Raw genomic sequence first — 17,289 nt, 5'->3', positions numbered from 1 at the left:
CTGCAGGCTTTAATCTAACTGCACCGGCAACTGACCTTTTGGTTGAATTTTACCCAGCAGACAGGCAATCACAGCGTCATAGGCCGGGCCTGATAAAGGCCGTTGTGCCGAGAATGGCTGCTGGTTATAACTGTAGGTAGCCAGTCGCACGTCCGCAACATCTGCAAAGTCACTCAAGTCGTACGGTGTTCGCAGTGCGACCAGCAGGTTCCGTTTGCCTTGCTGTTTGGCATAGGTCAGGGCGGTCAGCAGTTTTTGTTTTTGTTCTGCCGGGCTTAACTGAACAGGGGTCAGCGCCAGTAAATCAGCCAGCACGCCCAGTTCAGCCGCGCTTTGGGTTGGGCTTATCAGGGTGGCCAATACCGTATCTGCCTCGTCTATCAGAGTCTGCAGCTCTGCAGCACTCTGGTCCAGTGTTGCACAGTTCAGCTGTTGCAGTTTCACCTGGTGCAGTGTCAGTGCCTGTTGCCAGCCCTGGCATTTTGTCTGTTCGGGCGCAATCAGCAGCAGACGCTGACCTTCCAGTTGCCAACCGGTGGGCAGTTTGTTGGTTCCCACCTGGGTCAGGCTGGCTTCGGCCAGTTGTTGCTCCAGTTGCCGATCGGCGCTTAATCGATGGGGGGCGGGGGCAGGGGCCTTTTGGTGAGCCAGAGTGCGACGAAGTGACAGGACCCGTTCGGCCGATTGTTGCAGCTCAGTGACTGAAAGTCTGCCCTGAACAACGGCATCCAGCACAGCGTCTATTAACTGCTGCAGACCCGTCAGATCCTGTTCTGAACGGATCTCATACGGCATCAGCGCTATATCGGCGCCAGCGGCAAAGGTCTGGATCACGGCTTCCGCCGGTTCAAAAAACTGACTGATGCCCGCCATATTCAGGGCATCGGTAATGATCACGCCCTGATAACCCATTTGCTGCCGCAGTAACTCCGTCAGCATGCGCCGCGACAGCGTTGCGGGCTTCAGCATGCTGTCGCCCTGTTTATTCACTAAGGTGCTGTTGTCCAACGCCGGGTACTGGATATGAGCTGTCATTACCATGGCGGGCTGGCTGTGTTGCAGTACGGCAACAAAAGGAGCCAGGTCGGTTTGTTGCACCACAGGTAAGGAGTGGTCGACCCTGGGGAGTCCCGTATGGCTGTCCACATGAGTATCCCCATGACCCGGAAAGTGTTTAATGGTCGCCAACACCCCGTGTTGCTGCATCGCGTTCACCATAGCGGCACCTGCGGCTGCCACTTTGGCTGGCTGGTCACCAAAGGAGCGCACATTAATCACCGGGTTGGCTTTGTTATTGTTCACGTCCAGGCTGGGGGCAAAATTCAGGTTAATGCCCAGCTCGTGCAGCTGGCGCGCGATAGCGACAGCAACCTGATGTGGGAACTGTTCACCGTAGTGTGCCTGAGTAGCGCCCAATGCCATGGCACCGGCAAATGCCGGGTACTCAGTGACCGGTAAGCGGGCCACCCGGCCACCTTCCTGATCGATGCCTATCAGCAATGGCAAACCGTCCCCACTGCTTTGATGCAAGTCTTGGGTCAGTTGCCGGATTTGCGCACTGTGTTTCAGGTTATTGGCAAAGAGGATCACACCACCTAGCTGCAGTTGCCGGATTTTTGCGGCATAACTGGCCGGTAAGTGCGTCAGGTCTTCGCATCGGTGGGCTGGGCTGCAGGTCTGACGGATATCAATCATCAGCTTCTGGCCTATCCAATAACGCAATTGCTGGTCTGTGGTTCCTTGGTGCATACATCCTCCGGCGAGCAGGCTGCTGGCACAGAGCAACAGGAGTGGTAACTTCAAAGCCAGCCTCAATTTATGGTTCACTTGTCGCTACTATATCAGCCGGTGTCAACGGCAGCAGCCTCAACATCAGAAATTAGCCCCAGATAGCCAGCACAGAAAACTGTCACAGAAAAAGGTCGCGCCGCGGATCGGGGCAGGTATAATCGCTGTTGCCTGTTTGCAGTGGAGTTCAAGATGTACAAGCCGACACCTTTATTGAGTTTTTTCTGGGGTTTATTCAGTGGTCTGATTATTGCTGCTTTTTTATTTAACAGCCTGACCGCCACGGAAAAAGCAGAAACGAAGCCTGCACAGGCGGAACCCGCTGCCGTTGTGCAGGCTGAACCGAGCAAAGCAGAAGAGCTGAGCCTGGCGGCCCGGGCTGAGCTTTTGCAAAAGTACTACACCATTCGTGACGGTGCTGAAGACACCAATCTGGCGCCTGCCTTGCAGCGCAATGGTCATCTGGAGATTTTCCAGCAAATGCTGGCGCAAAGCAGTGCCGATGTCAGTGACTTGATCCAGTCGACCCAATCATTTACTGCAGCCCAGTTTTACGCGGCTCTGGTACGCATTAAACAAAAAGATGAAGAAACCCAGGCCAAAGCAGCTCTGGAGCTGCTGAAACCCGCCTTAAATGAAGCAAACACTAATCCTGCTGCAACTGGGCAATAAATTTATTGGATTCGTGAATCGCCTGGTTCATCTCCTGCAGCAGGCTTTGCAGGTTGCGCTGCAAGCCGGAAAAATCCTGCTGCACCGCACCAATGGCCTTGGCATTCAGGTTGTGCTTTAAAAACAGCACATTGTCATTCAGCAGCCGCAGCACCGGCTGAGTTTTCGCTTCGGCGGCCCGCATTTTCTTCAGTAACTGCTGAAACTGGCGTTCTGTTTGCTGCAGTTGTTGCTGACTTTGGCGTTTCAGCTGCTGGCTTTGGTACTGTTCCAGTTCATCCCGCCATTCGTCAAACAAAGCTTCAGCAACAGATTGCACTTTATCCACTCTGCTGCTGATGAGCTGTGCCGCCTTTTGGCTGTCTTGATACTGCTCACTGAGCTGCTGATACTGAGTCTGTAAATCGCCGCCATCAAACTTCAACAACTGGCTGAGTTCGTCCAGTGCATCTTTAAATTGTTGTTGGCCGTCCAATTGGGCGTCACGCGCATCTTTGACCCGGTCAACCAGCAGTTCACGTTTTTCCACCCCAAATTTTTCCATAGTGGCGTAATAAGCCTGCTGGCATCCGGCCAGGCTTAGCACACTGAGCAGTAACAAAGCTTTCATTGAGTTCTCCGTGATGATTTGTTTCACCTTAACATAGTGGCGCTTTTTCGTCCCTGTCTTGCTGAAGATTGCTGCGGATAACCGCAGTTTCATGAAAATTTAATGAATAGTTTCTGCCATCGCCTGATAATAGCGGCTTTTGTAATGCAGTGTTTTCAGGCACGGTGGCGGCTGACAGGAGTATCACAGGGTGAACTGGTCGATTCGGCAAAAATTGTTAATAAGTTTAAGTGGGGCTGTGCTGGCTGCCACTTTGTTGATCAGTCTGCTCAGTCAGATCATGACGGAACGGGTATTGACTGAACGCAGCCTGCACAAAGACCTGCCGGCCAGTCTGAATCAGATTAAACACAGCATTGAGGCAGAAATTCGCAGCCTGGAGCAGATAGCAGAACAACTGGCGAGTTCACCTTTGCTGCATCAGCTGACTGTGGGTGGCCGTCAAGCGGAAGCAGAAGCACAACTGGTGGCAGAGCTGGAGCAGGTGCGTCAGGTGCATGGTCTGCAGGCGGCCTCCTTTTGCGACAGATACTCAGCCGACTATTGGAATGAACAGGGCTTTTTGCGCCGTCTGACGCCAGAACAGGATGCCTGGTTTTATGCGTTTAAAGACTCTGGCAAAGCCCGGCAGGTGTCTGTGTATAACAGCCCGGAACTGGGCTATCAGATTTTTGTCAATTTCCAGCAATTGGATGGCCGCGGTTTGTCGGGTATTGCCAAACCACTGACGGAAATGGTGAAAATGATCAGTCAGTACAAAATAGAGCAAACAGGTTTTGTGTTTCTGGCCAATCAGCAGGGGCAAATTCAGTTACATCCCACCCAACGCATCGGCACGGCACTGACCAGCCAGTTTTCGTCGCAGGTGGTCACGCAGCTGTTAAAACCTGACACCGTCAATCTGCTGACCACTGAACTGGACGGGCAAGCCACTGTGCTGGCCTCCACTTACATTGAAGCACTGGACTGGTACCTGATTGCTCAGGTGCCAGAGCAGGAGATTTTTGCCGTAATGCAACAGATTAAACTGACCAGTTATCTGACCGCTGCTGTAGTCACGGCGCTGATCGGTTTGTTATCCCTGTTTATCAGCCAAAGCATCAGTGCACCTATCAGCCATTTGGGTCAGATGTTCCAGCGACTGGGGCAAGGTGAAGCCGATTTGTCTGTGCGGCTGGAGCAACAAGGAGGCAAGGAACTGCACGAGCTGACGCAGGGATTTAACCAGTTTGTGGCGAATATCAACCAGTTGGTCAGCGACATTCAGCACAGCAGCCGTGAACTGGCTGCTGAATCCAGGGACCTGAACAGCGCTGCTCATCACAGTCTGCACCACAACCAACAGCAATTGGATGCCAGTAGCAAGGTTGAGGCGGCTATTGGCCAAATGACGGCTACAGTGACTGAGATTGCCCAAAATGCGTCTTTGTCTGCCGACAGTACCAGCAAAGCCAGCCAGTCTGTGCAGGCTGGCCAGCAACAGGTCGGCCTGAGTCTGCAAGGCATGAAACAGCTGGCTGGCCATGTCGAAACGGCGCAACAGGTGATCCGTCAGCTGGCTGACAAAGCGGGCAGTATAGGGCAGATCCTTGATGTGATTCAGGGCATAGCCGAACAAACCAATCTGCTGGCGCTGAATGCCGCTATTGAGGCAGCTCGGGCCGGTGAACATGGGCGAGGTTTTGCCGTGGTTGCTGACGAGGTGAGGCAATTGGCGGCCAGAACTCAGGGATCGACGAAAGAAATTCAGCAGGTGATCAGCGATTTACTCAGCCAGACTGAGCAGGCGGTGCAGGCAACGGCGGCGGCCAGCAGGCAGGCACTGGACAATGTCAGCCGCAGTGATGCAGTCGAAGCCTCATTACAGCAAATTACTTCGCAAATTCAGCAGCTTGAAGGTATGAGCATTCAAATTGCTGCAGCGACAGAGCAGCAGGCCATGGTGGTGCAGGACGTAGGGCAGCAAGTACAGACTATGCATCAGATCAGCGATTCGAACCTGACAAATGCAGGCGAATTACAGCAGCTGGCTGCCAGACTGGGCGATTTATCTTTGACCTTAACCCAGCTGACCGGCCGTTTTTCTGCCTGAGGCCCGCTGCCGGCGCGGCAATTTATTGCCGCCTCTGGCGTACGTCTGCTGAAGGGAGCACAACGAATGCCTGTGCACTGGTGGTTTGAATCCTCGTCGGCAGTTTTGGCGGCCTTGGGCACTCAGACTCTGACTCAACTTTACCCTGCCTTTACCTTTCTGAACCCGGACTGGCCGTGACATTGCAGCCATACCAGGGCGATTAATTCTGATCGCTATTTCAGGAGGAGCCAGTCTATGGCGATTCAATTTTCATCAGTCTCCGGCGGAGGCTATGCAACAATGAGGTCGATGCCGACTGCTGAACAACTGCAACAAAAGAGCCAGCAGTTGTTCAGTCAGCTGGATCAATCGAACAAGGGGTATCTGGAACAGTCCGATTTTGACAGTCTGCTCAGTGGTCTGAATGACAGTGCTGCCAGCGACAGCAGTGCGGATTTATTTGCCGCGCTGGACAGTGACAGTGACGGCAAGCTGACCAGCGCTGAATTCAGCGACCAGGCCAGTCAGCTAATGTACAACGCCCAGGGCAAGATGCCACCACCACCATCTGGTGGACCACAGGGGCAGCAGGACAGCGGCAAAACCGCCGATGAACTGTCTGCGATGCTGGAACAGGCCGACAGTGATGACCCGATGGCTGCGATGCTACAGAATCTGGTGGATAACTTTGATGAAGCTGACAGTAACAGCGACGGCAAAGTGACCATGGATGAAGCCAGGGCTTATCAGGAGACTCAGGATACGTCTTCTGCTCAAATGACGCCACCGCCGCCACCTCCAGGCGGTATGCAAGGTCAGGAAGACACAGGCAAAACAGCGGATGAGCTGAGCGCTATGTTGGAAGAAACGGACAGCAGCGACCCGATGGCAAGTATGCTGCAGAGCCTGATCGATAATTTCGATGCGGCGGACGCAGATGGTGACGGTAAAGTGACGATGCAGGAGGCCAAGGCCTATCAGGAGTCTCAGCAATCTGACAGCACAGCCAGCACCAGCAGCACAACCGAAACGCAAAGTACAGAATCAGATTCTATGGGCCAGCTGTTACAGCGTACCCTGCAGCAACTGATGAAGACTTACGGCTCAGTTGCGCAGCAATCGGGCAATGAATCGGCGTTGCAGTTAACTGCCTGAATTTGCTTCATAAAAAAGGCCAGCTGCATTGCTGCAGCTGGCCTGTATTCACAGTCTGTAAAGCAGATTAACGTTCTACTTTCTCTTTGACAGTGGCAGTCACTTTGGCTTCGATACGGCGGTTTGCAGCGTGGGCGGCTGGTGTATTACCTGCTACTTTTGGCTGAGTGATACCGTAACCACGGGCAGACACGCGGCTGGCAGCAATACCGTGCTGGTTCACCAGAATGCTGGCAATGGCGTCAGCACGACGCTGAGACAGCTTCAGGTTGTAAGCCGGAGTACCGACGTTAGACGCGTGACCACCTACTTCCACGTCTGTGCCTGGGAAGCGTTTCAGGAACGCAGCCAGCTCAGCAATTTCAGCATCGTAGGCTGGTTTGACTACCGCAGAATCGTTGTCAAACTGGGCTTTCAGTGCAAAGCTGACTTCTTTTTCCATGAAAATGGAGCAGCCAGTGGCGTCTACTTTGTCAGTGATTGGTGTGCCTGGGCACAGGTCGCTGCTGTCTGGTACACCATCTTTATCGCTGTCAGCTGGTGCCTGTACAGGTGCTACTGGTTCTGGTGCTGCTGTCGGCGCTGGTGCAGCCGGTGCATCACCAAACAGCACTGACATACCCAGTTTTACGTTGGCGTCAGCAAAACTTTCGCTGATGCCCTGGAAGCGGTTGGCTTCACCAAACACTGACACGCGGTCCGTCAGGTAAGCACGGTAACCCACACCCAGGTTTAAGGCAGATTCGTCACTGGCACTTTCCACATCCATACGGTTCAGACCGCCCAGAATATAGAAGTTGCTGCCAGCTAAAGTATGTACAACGTTCAGACCAATACGATCACCGTCCACTTTGTTGTCTGTAGTGGTTTGAGGTAAACGTTGTTTGGCGAGATCCAGGCGCAAGGCCCACATTTCGTCCAGGTTGTAGCCCAGCTCCACGCCGTAACCCCAACCTTCATGAATATTGCCAAAAGCGGCAGACTCACCTTTGTCTTGATCGGGCAGGTAATATTCAGTGAATACAGAACCGAAAACGCGGTCAGACACTAAAGGTTTGTCCGCAGCCACAACGGCTGATGTCGATAAAGCAGCCAAAATGGCTAATGCGCTAGTACTTAGTTTCATCCTTCTCTCCTAAGAGTAAATTGCGGCCGGCATTCTATTTGATTACTACAGATTTAACAAATTTTGACCGACAGTTATGACAAAAATAGTAGCCTTACCATTTTTGTGTTTCTTTCTGCTTTGTCACCCAGTTTACTTTGTAAAACTGAACCTTAAGTTAACAGGGCAGTATTTTCTCCTGTCATCCCCTTTAAAAAGGACAAGACGCTTCAAAATATAGCTCATTTGCTGTTACCGGATGAACAAAAGCCAAACTAAAGGCATGAAGTAACAGGCGTTCTGCCTTTTGGTACCCCTGCTCTGAAGCATAAAATTTGTCTCCAAGAATTGGGTGACCCAACCATTGCATATGCACCCTTAGCTGATGAGAACGGCCAGTCACAGGTTTCAGCAAAACCCGGCTTGAGTCAGTGGTTTTTTCAAGTAACTCAAAATAAGTTAAAGCGGGTTTACCATGGTCAAAACAGACTTTTTGTTTGGGCCGGTTTGGCCAGTCGCAGATTAAAGGTAGTTCAACTGCGCCCTGGTTGGCGCGTATTTGTCCCTCTAAAACCGCCAAATATCGTTTTTGAGTCGTGCGCTGCTGAAACTGCCGGTTCAGGTGGCGCTGAGCGTCCAGATGCATGGCCATCACCACCAGGCCTGAGGTCGCCATATCCAGCCGGTGTACAATGCGGGCGTGCGGCCAGACCCGGCGTACCCTGTAATCCAGGCTGTCAAAGTGTTCCGGCGCTTTGCCTGGCACTGTCAGCAAACCGCTGGGTTTATTCAGTACCAGAATATCTTCGTCCTGGTACAGAATATCCAGATAAGGTGACAGTGGTGGTTTATAGTCCAGCAACATGGGCACTCTTAATCATGACTGACCACCACGACACGCAGTGCATCCAGCTTTAAACGGGCTTTTTGCATATACAGCGCCAGTTGCTGCTGCTTGTGTTGCAGATGACTGATTTCTTCTTCCCGCACCAGAGGGTTGAGTTGCCGTAACGCGGTTAAGCGCTCAATTTGGCTGTTCAGCTCCGTGTTCATCTTCTGCTCTGCCGTCTTCACCAGAGCGGGTACCTGTGCCTGGGCTTGCTGTAAACCCTGTTGCAGCAACGGATGCACCAGGGTTTGCAAAGCCTTGACCAGTTTGGACGCTGTCTGACGGCCCACTGGTTTTAATTGCTTATTAAACTGCTCAAAAGCGACGTTGGCGGCCAGGTTTTTACCGGTTTTCTCCAGCAGCAAACGGATGGGTGTGACTGGCAGGTAGCGGCCCAGCTGCAGCTCTGGCGGGGCGCTGGCTTCGAGAATATACAGCAGCTCAACAAAATAGGTGCCGGCTGGCAAGGCTTTGTTCGGCAACAAGGCCACTGAACTGTTGCCCAGTTCGGCATTGGTCAGAATATCCAAAGTGCCCAGCACCATAGGATGGTCCCAACTGAGGAACTGCAAATCTTCCTGGGCCAGTGCTGTGGCCCGGTCAAAAGTCACGCTGATGCCATCGTCGTCCAGCATGGGGTAGTGGCTGTGCAGTTGTTCAGAAATACTCAGTACTATGCTGTTTTCACCGCGGTCATCCTGGTTAACGCCCAGCACATCCCAGGCTTTGAGCATAAACATCGGCAAGCCGACATGGCTGTCCTGTGCGGCAATCTGGTCTGCAAGCTGTTGCGCCTGCCGGCCACCGGCACTGTTCAGTTCCAGCAGTTTGTCGCGGCCTTGTTCCAGCTTTTCTTTTAACTGCTGATTCAACGTGGCGCTGTGTTCAATCAGGTCAGGCAGGGAAGTGGCGTCGGACTGGCCGGCCAGCAGACTGAGCAGGGCTTCGCTGACGTCGTCATACACAGCCCGGCCGGTCTGGCAGGTCTGGCTGAACGCATTCAGGCCCTGCTGGTACCATTGGTACAGCCAGTCCTGAGGCTCACCGGCAAAGTAGGGCAGGTGGATTTGAATATCTTGTGTCTGACCAATACGGTCCAGACGACCAATACGTTGTTCCAGCAAATCCGGGTTTAACGGCAAATCAAACAACACCAGATGGTGGGCAAACTGGAAGTTGCGGCCTTCACTGCCGATTTCAGAACACAATAAAATCTGTGCACTGTTGTCTTCCTGTGCGAAATAAGCGGCCGCCTGATCCCGCTCCAGAATGCTCATGCCTTCATGGAATACGGCGGCTCTGATGCCTTCACGCACCCGCACTGCTTCTTCCAGCGCTATGGCGGTATCGGCATGGGCGCAAATCAGCAGGAATTTTTCGCGTTTAAACTGCTTCAGTAACTGGATCAGTGTGTCCACCCTTGGGTCAAACTGCCACCAGCTGCTTTTGCTGCCTTCAAATTCCTGAAACACCCGCTCTGGAAACAGGCTGGCTTTCGCCCGCTGCTGCAGTGTTTGTTGGCCATTGAAACTGCGTTGTACTTTCAGCGCATTTTTGTACTGCTCTGGCAGAGCCAGGGCTATGGGGTGGGCCTGGCGCTGTGGAAAACCCTGAATGGTATGACGGCTGTTACGGAACAGCACCCGGCCTGTGCCGTGGCGGTCCAACAAGTTTCTCAGAAGGGTTTCACGGGCAGCAACGCCGGCTTCGGCTGCATCCCCTTGCTGCAACAGGCGAAGTTCGGTCTGACTATCGGTTTCACCCAAGACCGCGCTCAGCGCCTTCGCTGTGTCAGGGCTCAGCGGCTGTTCCTGCTGTAAAGCGCTGGCCAGGCCGGCAATCTGTTTGTAGCTTTGCTCTTCCGCTAAAAAGGCCTGGTAATCATAAAAACGGTTGGGGTCCAGCAAACGCAGGCGGGCAAAATGGCTTTGGTGGCCCAACTGATCAGGGGTCGCCGTAAGCAGAATTAAGCCTGGCGTGCCGTGCGCCAGCTCTTCAATGCGCTGATACTCAGTGCTGACTTTGTCTTCACTCCACTGCAAGTGATGGGCTTCATCGACGACCAGTAAATCCCAGTCCGCGTCGACCGCGTGCTGGTGGGCGTTACGTTTTTTGCAGAAAAACTCCAGGCTGGTCAGCACCAGTTGTTCAGTGTCAAAGGGATTCCCACCGTCAATCAGCGCTTCGGTGTAGCGCTCTTCATCAAAAATGGAAAACTTCAGGTTAAAGCGGCGCAGCATTTCCACCAGCCATTGATGCTGCAGCGATTCAGGCACCACAATCAATACCCGTTTGGCCAGAGACGCCAGTAACTGCTGATGAATAATCAGGCCAGCTTCAATGGTTTTCCCCAGGCCCACTTCGTCAGCCAGCAAGACCCTTGGGGCGTGGCGGCTGCTCACTTCGTTGGCGATATACAGCTGATGTGGGATCAGGCTCATCCGGGCGCCGGTCAGGCCCCGCAGCGGGCTTTGTTGCAACTGGTGCAGTTGGGTCCAGCTTTGGTAACGCAGTGGGAAAGTTTCAAAGCGGTCAATCTGGCCGGCAAATAAGCGGTCCTGCGGCTGGCTGAAGCTGATAAAGTGATCGAGAAACATCTCGCGTAACTCCACCAGTTCACCGGTATCGGTACGTTGGCCAACATAGACCAGGCAGTCATTTTTTTCCTGCACTGAACTGACCGTCAGCTCAAAGCCCTCGGCGCTTTTGATGCTGTCACCCGGGTTAAATACGACCCGGGTCAGCGGTGCTTCCTGCATCGAGTACAGCCGGGTTTCGCCACTGGCCGGGAACAACAGCGTCAGCATCCGTCCTTCCTGGGCGATTACTGTGCCTAATCCCAAATCGGATTCACTGTCACTGATCCAACGTTGACCTAACGCGAATTTATTCATGCTGACCTCACTGCAAAAAATGGCGCGCCATGGTACAGGGAAACCAGAATAACTGCATCAGCTGGATTGCTGAAGTTGGCTGACAGATTAAAAAACGTCATGTTATTGTCATACCTCTAGGCCGATTTTTGCTCTAAGCTTAGATTATCAAAACGAAAAACTGGCCCGGCACATGAACTTAGCTCAGTTCTCCGCGGCTGAACCCATCAGGATTGTTGTAACTGTCATGCCCCGGCATGGCGTCCCCTGTCGCTAAGGAGCTCTTATGGCGCGAAGACGATCTAAAGATAAAAAAATCTACGTTTTGGACACCAATATTCTGCTGCATGAACCTTTCGCCTTCTTAAACTTTCAGGAACACGATGTGGTCATCCCGATGACGGTTCTTGAAGAACTCGACCATATCAAAGACAAACACAAAGACGTCAGCCGGGAAGCCAGAGTGGCGATTCGGGCTATGGAAGATGCGCTCAAAGACGCAACACCAGAACAGATGCTGCAAGGCGTGGCGATGCCGACTCATGGCGAGCAGAAGAGCACAGGGCATCTGTTTATTGTCAATGACCACCATATCAGTGACCAGATCCCCGGCCTGCCGGGGGGGGAAAACGACCATTTGATTATCAACACTGCGCTTTATCTGCAGCGGGAAAAAGCGCCGACCAAAGTGGTGCTGGTGACCAAAGACATCAATATGCGGCTGAAGGCCAAAGGGGCAGGTCTGAAGCATGTGGAAGACTACCGCACTGACCAGCTGATTGACGATGTGCGTTTTCTCTACAAGGGGTACCACAAATTCCCCGGAGATTTCTGGTCCCTGGTGAAAGACTGCCGCAGCCACAATCAGGGCAGTGACACCTACCACTTTGTGCCCCGCTCAGTGTTGCCGAATGCCTATATCAATGAGTACCTGATTGATGAAGCCAAAACCTTTGCTGGCCGGGTGCTGGATATTTTTGACAATGAAATCAAAATTCTTGACCTGGGTTTTGAGCGGCTGATGCACAAACATGCCTGGGGCATCCACCCGAAAAATATTTATCAGGCGATGGCGTTGAATGCGCTGCTCGACCCGGATATGGACCTGGTGATCCTGACCGGCCCGGCCGGCTGCGGTAAAACCCTGATTGCGCTGGCCGCCGCGCTGGAGCTGGTGATTGAAAAGGGGCTGTACGACAAGGTCATTGTGACCCGCAATACCCCGGAAATTGCCGAGTCCATTGGTTTTTTACCTGGCACCGAAGAAGAGAAGATGGCCCCCTGGCTGGCGGCGATCACCGATTCACTGGAAGTGCTGCATAAAACCGATGAACACCCGCATGCCAGCGTCAATTACATTATGGAAAAGGCCAATATTCAGTTTAAGTCGGTTAACTTTATGCGCGGGCGCAGCATTCAGAATGCGATAGTGTTGTTGGATGAATGCCAGAACCTGAGTGCGGCTCAGCTGAAAACCATCATTACCCGTTGTGGTGAAGGCACCAAACTGATTTGTTCAGGCAACCTGTCGCAAATTGACAGCAACTACCTGACCGCCGTGACGTCGGGGTTAACTTACATCGTCGAACGTTTTAAAAACTTTGAAGGCAGTACCACCATTAATCTGAATGGTGTGGTGCGCAGCCGGCTGGCTTCTTTTGCTGAAGCCAATCTGTAAGCGGCTGTTCAGGCCCTGTGTAACCGCAGGGCCTGCTTTCTGAACGCTGACAGCAGCAGTAACGCTGCCAGCCCGCCCCAGTGCCAACTGCCACTGTCTTCTTCGACGATGACCACCGGAGCCCGATCATAAGTTAAATCTTCCAGCGCCAAATCGGCCAGAGCGCCACTGTCGTTGCCACTGATCTCGGCCAGCAAGTCGCCGTAATCAGCGTCATACACCCGCAGCACCAGGTCGTAGTAACCCGTAGGTACCGAATGCACCAACTCGGATTCAATGGCGAACCAGTCGTTGGCGCTGGTGCCATACAAGGTAAAGACCGAACTGGTATGAATGATCACTTCGGGCTGTCCGGGGCGACGCAGTGCGTAATGGACAAAAACCGGGACTTCGTTATAGGCAGTGTCTGCATCAAAGCGTATATAGAGATTGTGGAAAAAGGCGTTGTCATTTCTGTCACCGCTCAGCGAAATATCAATACTGTCAAACCAGACATTGTTTTCCACGGCCTGGATCAGGTTGGAACCGCCTTTGAGGGGCTGGGCTTTGGGTGTTGCTGTTCTGGCCACTTCCGACGGCAGTGAAAAAGATTCCTGAGTGTTGGCCACCGGCGTTTCGGCAGCCAGGCTGATCCAGGGCAATAACAGAAAAACGAACGGACTGATTTTACGCATACAGAGCCTCCTGTGCTTTGGTATCATTACAGGCTTGGGGCGCTGAATAGCGGCTGAATTTCTGACACTGCGGAATTTATTTTGAAGATCAGTAAAAACTTTGTGGTGGCAGCCCCTGGTGTTGCCATTGAGCTGTTGGCCACTGCGGTACCTGCACTGAGTAAAGCGCGGTTGAAAGACGCGATGAGCAAAGGCGCTGTGCTGTGGCGTCGCGCTAAGCAGCACAAGCGTTTACGCCGGGCTCAGGCTGAACTGCTGGCCGGCGACCGGCTGGAGCTGAATTACGACGACGAACTGCTGGCCCGGCACTGCGACGATGCAGTATTGCTTCAGGATGAGCAACACTACAGCCTTTGGTTTAAACCAGCCGGTATGTTGTCACAGGGCAACGAATGGGGTGACCATTTAAGCCTGCTGCGTTTTGCTGAGCAGCACTGGCAAAACAAAAGACCGGTGTTTTTATTGCACCGGCTGGACAGGGAAGCCAGTGGTCTGGTGTTGCTGGCGCACAGCAAAGCCGCCGCTGCCGCTTTAGGGCAACTGCTGCAGCAGCATCAGATCAATAAAACGTACCGGATCAAGGTCAAAGGTGTGCCGGCCGGGCAAGGTAAAATTGAGCTGCCACTGGACGGCAAAGACTGCCAGACCCGCTATCAGCGCATCAGTACGGACGAGCAGGCACAATGCAGTGTGGTGGAGGTGGACTTGATCACTGGCCGGAAACACCAGATCCGCCGCCATTTTGCCGCTATGGGTCACCCGGTGTTGGGCGACCCTGCTTACGGCAGTGGTAATAAAAACCAGCAGGGCCTGATGCTGCAGGCCATCCGTTTGAGTTTCCGTTGCCCCTTGCTGAAAAAGCTGCAGGTCTTTGAGTTACCTGCGTCGTTGCGGCAGTGTTAAATCTGCCGCAACTGATGCTGCAGACGGGCCCCCACCGATTCCTGATTGATCACCAGCTCCAGCTGCCCCAGACTGATGGCATTAAATAAATCCTGCTTCAGGCTGTCTTTATGCCAGGACAAACTGATAGGGCTTGGGCAAAACAGGCTGGCATGGTAAGGGCCGGTTAATTGCTGGTGTTTTGCCAGCGCCCAGCATTGCCAGATCAGGTTCCGGATGTCTGCTAAATCGGGTAATGCCTGCGCAGACGCCGTGAACTGACGTAATAGCAACAAGGCGGTGTGGCAGGGTAACCCCAGCTGAGTTGCCTGGGTTGCCAGCCGTTCGGTTAAATCCAGCTGATGGCTGTATAGCCAGAGTTCCTGCTCATGCCAGCAATAAAACAATGCCAAACGGCTCAGAGGGGCGTACAGCTGGGGCAACTGCTGATAAAAGTCTGGTCCCTGCTCCAACAAGTGCTGACTCAGGTCGGCTGGCGTGATCACCAGAACTGAAGCTTCGGTGTGGCCTGGTGCTGACTGAGCCACCAGCTCCTGAAACTGGCGCCAGCCGGACTGTGGCCGCTGAGTTTGCGAGCCGTCCGGCTTGCGGCCTTTCAGCCAGAGCAACGCAGTGCTCAGGCTCAGAATGACACCCAAAATCAGCGCCCACAGGCTGTATTTTTTCTGGCTCGCCAATTGGCTTTCTGCGTACTCAACAGCCCGGTGCAGCTCGAGGCTTTGTTGCAGGCTGTTGGCCTGCAGCTGCTGCTGGATTTTCAGGTCATTTTGTTCCTGCTCATTGGCCAGACGTTCAGACAGATAGGCCTGCTGCCAGTTCTGTTGTTGCTCGGCCAGCTGGGCATTGAGTTCATGGTAGCGTTTTTGCAGGAATTTCGGCGCGACGGAAATGTTTTCTCCGACTTCGGTCAGCAGTTGAGCCGCTGCAGCCCAGTCCTGTTGTTTGATATAGAGGCTAACCAGAAACAGGCTGACTTCTTTTAATGAACTCAGGCTATTGTTCTGGCTGAACAGCTGATAGGCTTTTTCCAGTAACTCTTTGGCCTGAGTCAGCTGGCCCCGTTCGATGGCCAGTTCCGACTGACTGACATACACCGCACCTATGACGTGAGGATCCTGTGCCTGCAACGCCAGGTCCAGAGCCTGCTGATAGTGCAGTTCTGCTGCCTCCTGTTGCTGGTCACTGAGCAGCGAATCTCCCAAATTGGTTAAAGTGTTAATTAAATTAGAAGTCAGCTCCAGTTGCTGGTACAGCTCGGCCGCCTGACTGAACTGGGTTATGGCCGCTTTATGTTGGCCTATTTTTTGATACAACATGCCCAGACGCACATAAATAGCCGCCAGGGCTTTATCATTTTTCTGGGCTCTGGCCAGTACCAAGGCCCGTTCAAATTCATTCAGCGCAGCGGCCAGCTGATTGTTCTGCAGCTCCAACCGTCCCAACATGACTCTGGCGTCCAGTTCCCGTGTTGGCGCCTGGTGTTCCACCGCCAAGGCCAGGCTTTGCCGTGCATAACTCAAGGCTTTGTCTTGTAAGCCTTTTTGGTTATAGGCTTGGGCAAAACTTTCCAGAATATCCATGTGCAGCCGCAGCAGATCGGGGTTTTTGGTGGCAGGCAACGTCTGTTCAGCCTGCTCCAGTAAGGCCAGGGCTTTATTGGTATCGCGTTTGTGCACACCGAAATTCAGCGCCTGCAACAGATAAAGGCGGCTACGCAGTTCTGCGTTATTGGTTTTATCCAGCGCGGTCTGGCTGTGACTCTGTGTGTTATCGGCATTGCCGAGCCGGTAATAGGCGTATGCCAGATAAAAGTGCTGCTCCGCTGAATCCTGAGGCGAATCCAGCAACTTCTGCAGCTGCTGTTGCGGTTGCTGATTAATTAAATCCATTTGTTGTTGCCTGGCTGAATCCGCTTGCACCCAAGCGCTGAATGCCAGCAGGCAGATGATCAGAAAACGCATGCAATTTACCTGTTGTCGGGAGATACTGCAGTGTACTTGAGGTCAACAAGAGCGCCAAGCAGGTTATAGTGATGCCATCTGTTTCCAGTTCCGGTTTGTCGTTTTGGTTCCGGATTTTAGAGTCTTTTTCGTTAAAACAGCCGCTGCCAATGCCAACAGAAGACAGGCCGGTAATTCTGGCGTTAAGTGCGGCCCAAGGCAGTGGCAAAAGCACCTTATGCCGGAAGTTACAGCAGCAATGGCAGCTGCAGGGGGTGAAGGTTGCGGTGGTGTCATTGGATGACTACTACCTGGACAGAGCCGCCCGCACGCAACTGGCTCAGCAGATCCATCCCCTTTGTCTGCAGCGCGGCGTGCCCGGCACTCACCATATCCACCAACTGATTGAGGATCTGCACGCCTTTCAGAATGGCCAGGCCGTCGCCTGGCGGCGCTTTGACAAAGGCACGGAACAAAGCTGGCTGGACAGACCGGAGCTGGCGGATCTGTTAGTGTTGGAAGGCTGGTGCCTGGGGTTGCCTGCTCAACCTGAGCAGGATTTACTGCAGCCCGTGAATGCACTGGAGCAACTTGAGGATTCAGCGCAGGTTTGGCGGCGTTGGGTCAATCAGCACCTGGCGGGCCCTTATCAGCAGCTGAATGCGCTGGCCGACGAATTGCTGTGGCTGCAGGCCCCGGACTGGCCGACTGTGTGTCGCTGGCGTGCCGAGCAGGAGCAGGCATTGTGGCAACAAGGTCTGGGGCAAAGCCCGGCCGGGCTGGCCAGGTTTATGCTGTATTATGAACGGCTGACCCGTTTCAGTCCGGTGCTGGCCGGCCTGGCTGACTGTCAGCTGCAATTGGGGCCACAACGTCAGTGGCTGCAACTAAGCTGCCGCCATCACCCAGTGGCCTGAGGGGCCGGCTG

At 53.4% G+C, this 17,289-nt stretch carries 13 protein-coding genes; 6 read left to right on the top strand and 7 right to left on the bottom strand.

Annotation, left to right across the window (positions count from 1 at the left end; genetic code table 11):
- Positions 1-9: 9 nt before the first annotated feature.
- Entirely contained in the window at positions 10-1,749 is a 1,740-nt protein-coding gene (locus tag WKJ04_RS07105; protein ID WP_337879791.1) for a glycoside hydrolase family 3 protein, read from the bottom strand.
- 231 nt (positions 1,750-1,980) lie between these two features.
- Here WKJ04_RS07105 and WKJ04_RS07100 point away from each other — a divergent pair, with 231 nt between their 5' ends.
- Positions 1,981-2,460, top strand: a complete 480-nt coding sequence (locus WKJ04_RS07100) for a hypothetical protein (RefSeq protein WP_337843109.1) — start codon at positions 1,981-1,983, stop codon at positions 2,458-2,460.
- Here WKJ04_RS07100 and WKJ04_RS07095 read toward each other — a convergent pair.
- On the bottom strand, positions 2,435-3,070 hold the full coding sequence (locus WKJ04_RS07095) for a DUF2959 family protein (protein ID WP_337879790.1): 636 nt from the start codon (positions 3,068-3,070) through the stop codon (positions 2,435-2,437). The two genes, WKJ04_RS07100 and WKJ04_RS07095, sit on opposite strands and share 26 nt — an antisense overlap.
- Before the next feature lie 190 nt (positions 3,071-3,260).
- Here WKJ04_RS07095 and WKJ04_RS07090 point away from each other — a divergent pair, with 190 nt between their 5' ends.
- Both WKJ04_RS07090 and WKJ04_RS07085 read left to right on the top strand, forming a co-directional pair.
- Positions 3,261-5,162 carry a methyl-accepting chemotaxis protein gene (locus WKJ04_RS07090; protein ID WP_337879789.1) on the top strand — a complete coding sequence of 634 codons (1,902 nt, stop codon included), beginning with the start codon at positions 3,261-3,263 and terminating at the stop codon, positions 5,160-5,162.
- 237 nt (positions 5,163-5,399) lie between these two features.
- Positions 5,400-6,299, top strand: coding sequence for an EF-hand domain-containing protein (locus WKJ04_RS07085; RefSeq protein ID WP_337879788.1), 900 nt, complete (start codon positions 5,400-5,402; stop codon positions 6,297-6,299).
- Between the two features lie 67 nt (positions 6,300-6,366).
- Here WKJ04_RS07085 and WKJ04_RS07080 read toward each other — a convergent pair whose 3' ends face one another.
- The 3 genes from WKJ04_RS07080 to rapA all read right to left on the bottom strand — a co-directional run bounded on the left by WKJ04_RS07080 (position 6,367) and on the right by rapA (position 11,187).
- Positions 6,367-7,425, bottom strand: a complete 1,059-nt coding sequence (locus tag WKJ04_RS07080) for an OmpA family protein (protein ID WP_337879787.1) — start codon at positions 7,423-7,425, stop codon at positions 6,367-6,369.
- Between the two features lie 190 nt (positions 7,426-7,615).
- Positions 7,616-8,269 carry an RluA family pseudouridine synthase gene (locus WKJ04_RS07075; RefSeq protein ID WP_337879786.1) on the bottom strand — a complete coding sequence of 218 codons (654 nt, stop codon included), beginning with the start codon at positions 8,267-8,269 and terminating at the stop codon, positions 7,616-7,618.
- An 8-nt stretch (positions 8,270-8,277) separates the two neighbouring features.
- Entirely contained in the window at positions 8,278-11,187 is a 2,910-nt protein-coding gene (gene rapA / locus WKJ04_RS07070) for an RNA polymerase-associated protein RapA (RefSeq protein WP_337879785.1), read from the bottom strand.
- Positions 11,188-11,452: 265 nt separating this feature from the next.
- Between rapA and WKJ04_RS07065 the strand changes: the two genes are divergently transcribed.
- Positions 11,453-12,844: a PhoH family protein gene (locus WKJ04_RS07065; protein ID WP_337879784.1), complete on the top strand. Its 1,392-nt coding sequence runs from the start codon at positions 11,453-11,455 to the stop codon at positions 12,842-12,844.
- An 8-nt stretch (positions 12,845-12,852) separates the two neighbouring features.
- Here WKJ04_RS07065 and WKJ04_RS07060 read toward each other — a convergent pair whose 3' ends face one another.
- A complete protein-coding gene (locus WKJ04_RS07060) occupies positions 12,853-13,518 on the bottom strand; it encodes a choice-of-anchor H family protein (RefSeq protein ID WP_337879783.1) in 666 nt (221 codons plus the stop codon).
- Between the two features lie 81 nt (positions 13,519-13,599).
- Between WKJ04_RS07060 and WKJ04_RS07055 the strand changes: the two genes are divergently transcribed.
- Positions 13,600-14,421, top strand: coding sequence for an RluA family pseudouridine synthase (locus tag WKJ04_RS07055; RefSeq protein WP_337879782.1), 822 nt, complete (start codon positions 13,600-13,602; stop codon positions 14,419-14,421).
- On the opposite strand, the gene WKJ04_RS07050 is transcribed toward WKJ04_RS07055, so the two are convergent.
- Positions 14,418-16,382 (bottom strand): tetratricopeptide repeat protein, encoded by a 1,965-nt coding sequence (locus WKJ04_RS07050; RefSeq protein ID WP_337879781.1) that lies wholly within the window; start codon positions 16,380-16,382, stop codon positions 14,418-14,420. The two genes, WKJ04_RS07055 and WKJ04_RS07050, sit on opposite strands and share 4 nt — an antisense overlap.
- Before the next feature lie 71 nt (positions 16,383-16,453).
- On the opposite strand from WKJ04_RS07050, the gene WKJ04_RS07045 reads away from it, so the two are divergent.
- Positions 16,454-17,278: a kinase gene (locus WKJ04_RS07045; protein WP_337879780.1), complete on the top strand. Its 825-nt coding sequence runs from the start codon at positions 16,454-16,456 to the stop codon at positions 17,276-17,278.
- Positions 17,279-17,289 lie beyond the last annotated feature (11 nt).

The organism is Rheinheimera sp. (assembly GCF_037442345.1).
Taxonomy (GTDB): domain Bacteria; phylum Pseudomonadota; class Gammaproteobacteria; order Enterobacterales; family Alteromonadaceae; genus Pararheinheimera.
The sequence above is the reverse complement of the archived record's forward strand: the minus strand, read 5'-3'. Positions and strand labels throughout refer to the sequence as shown.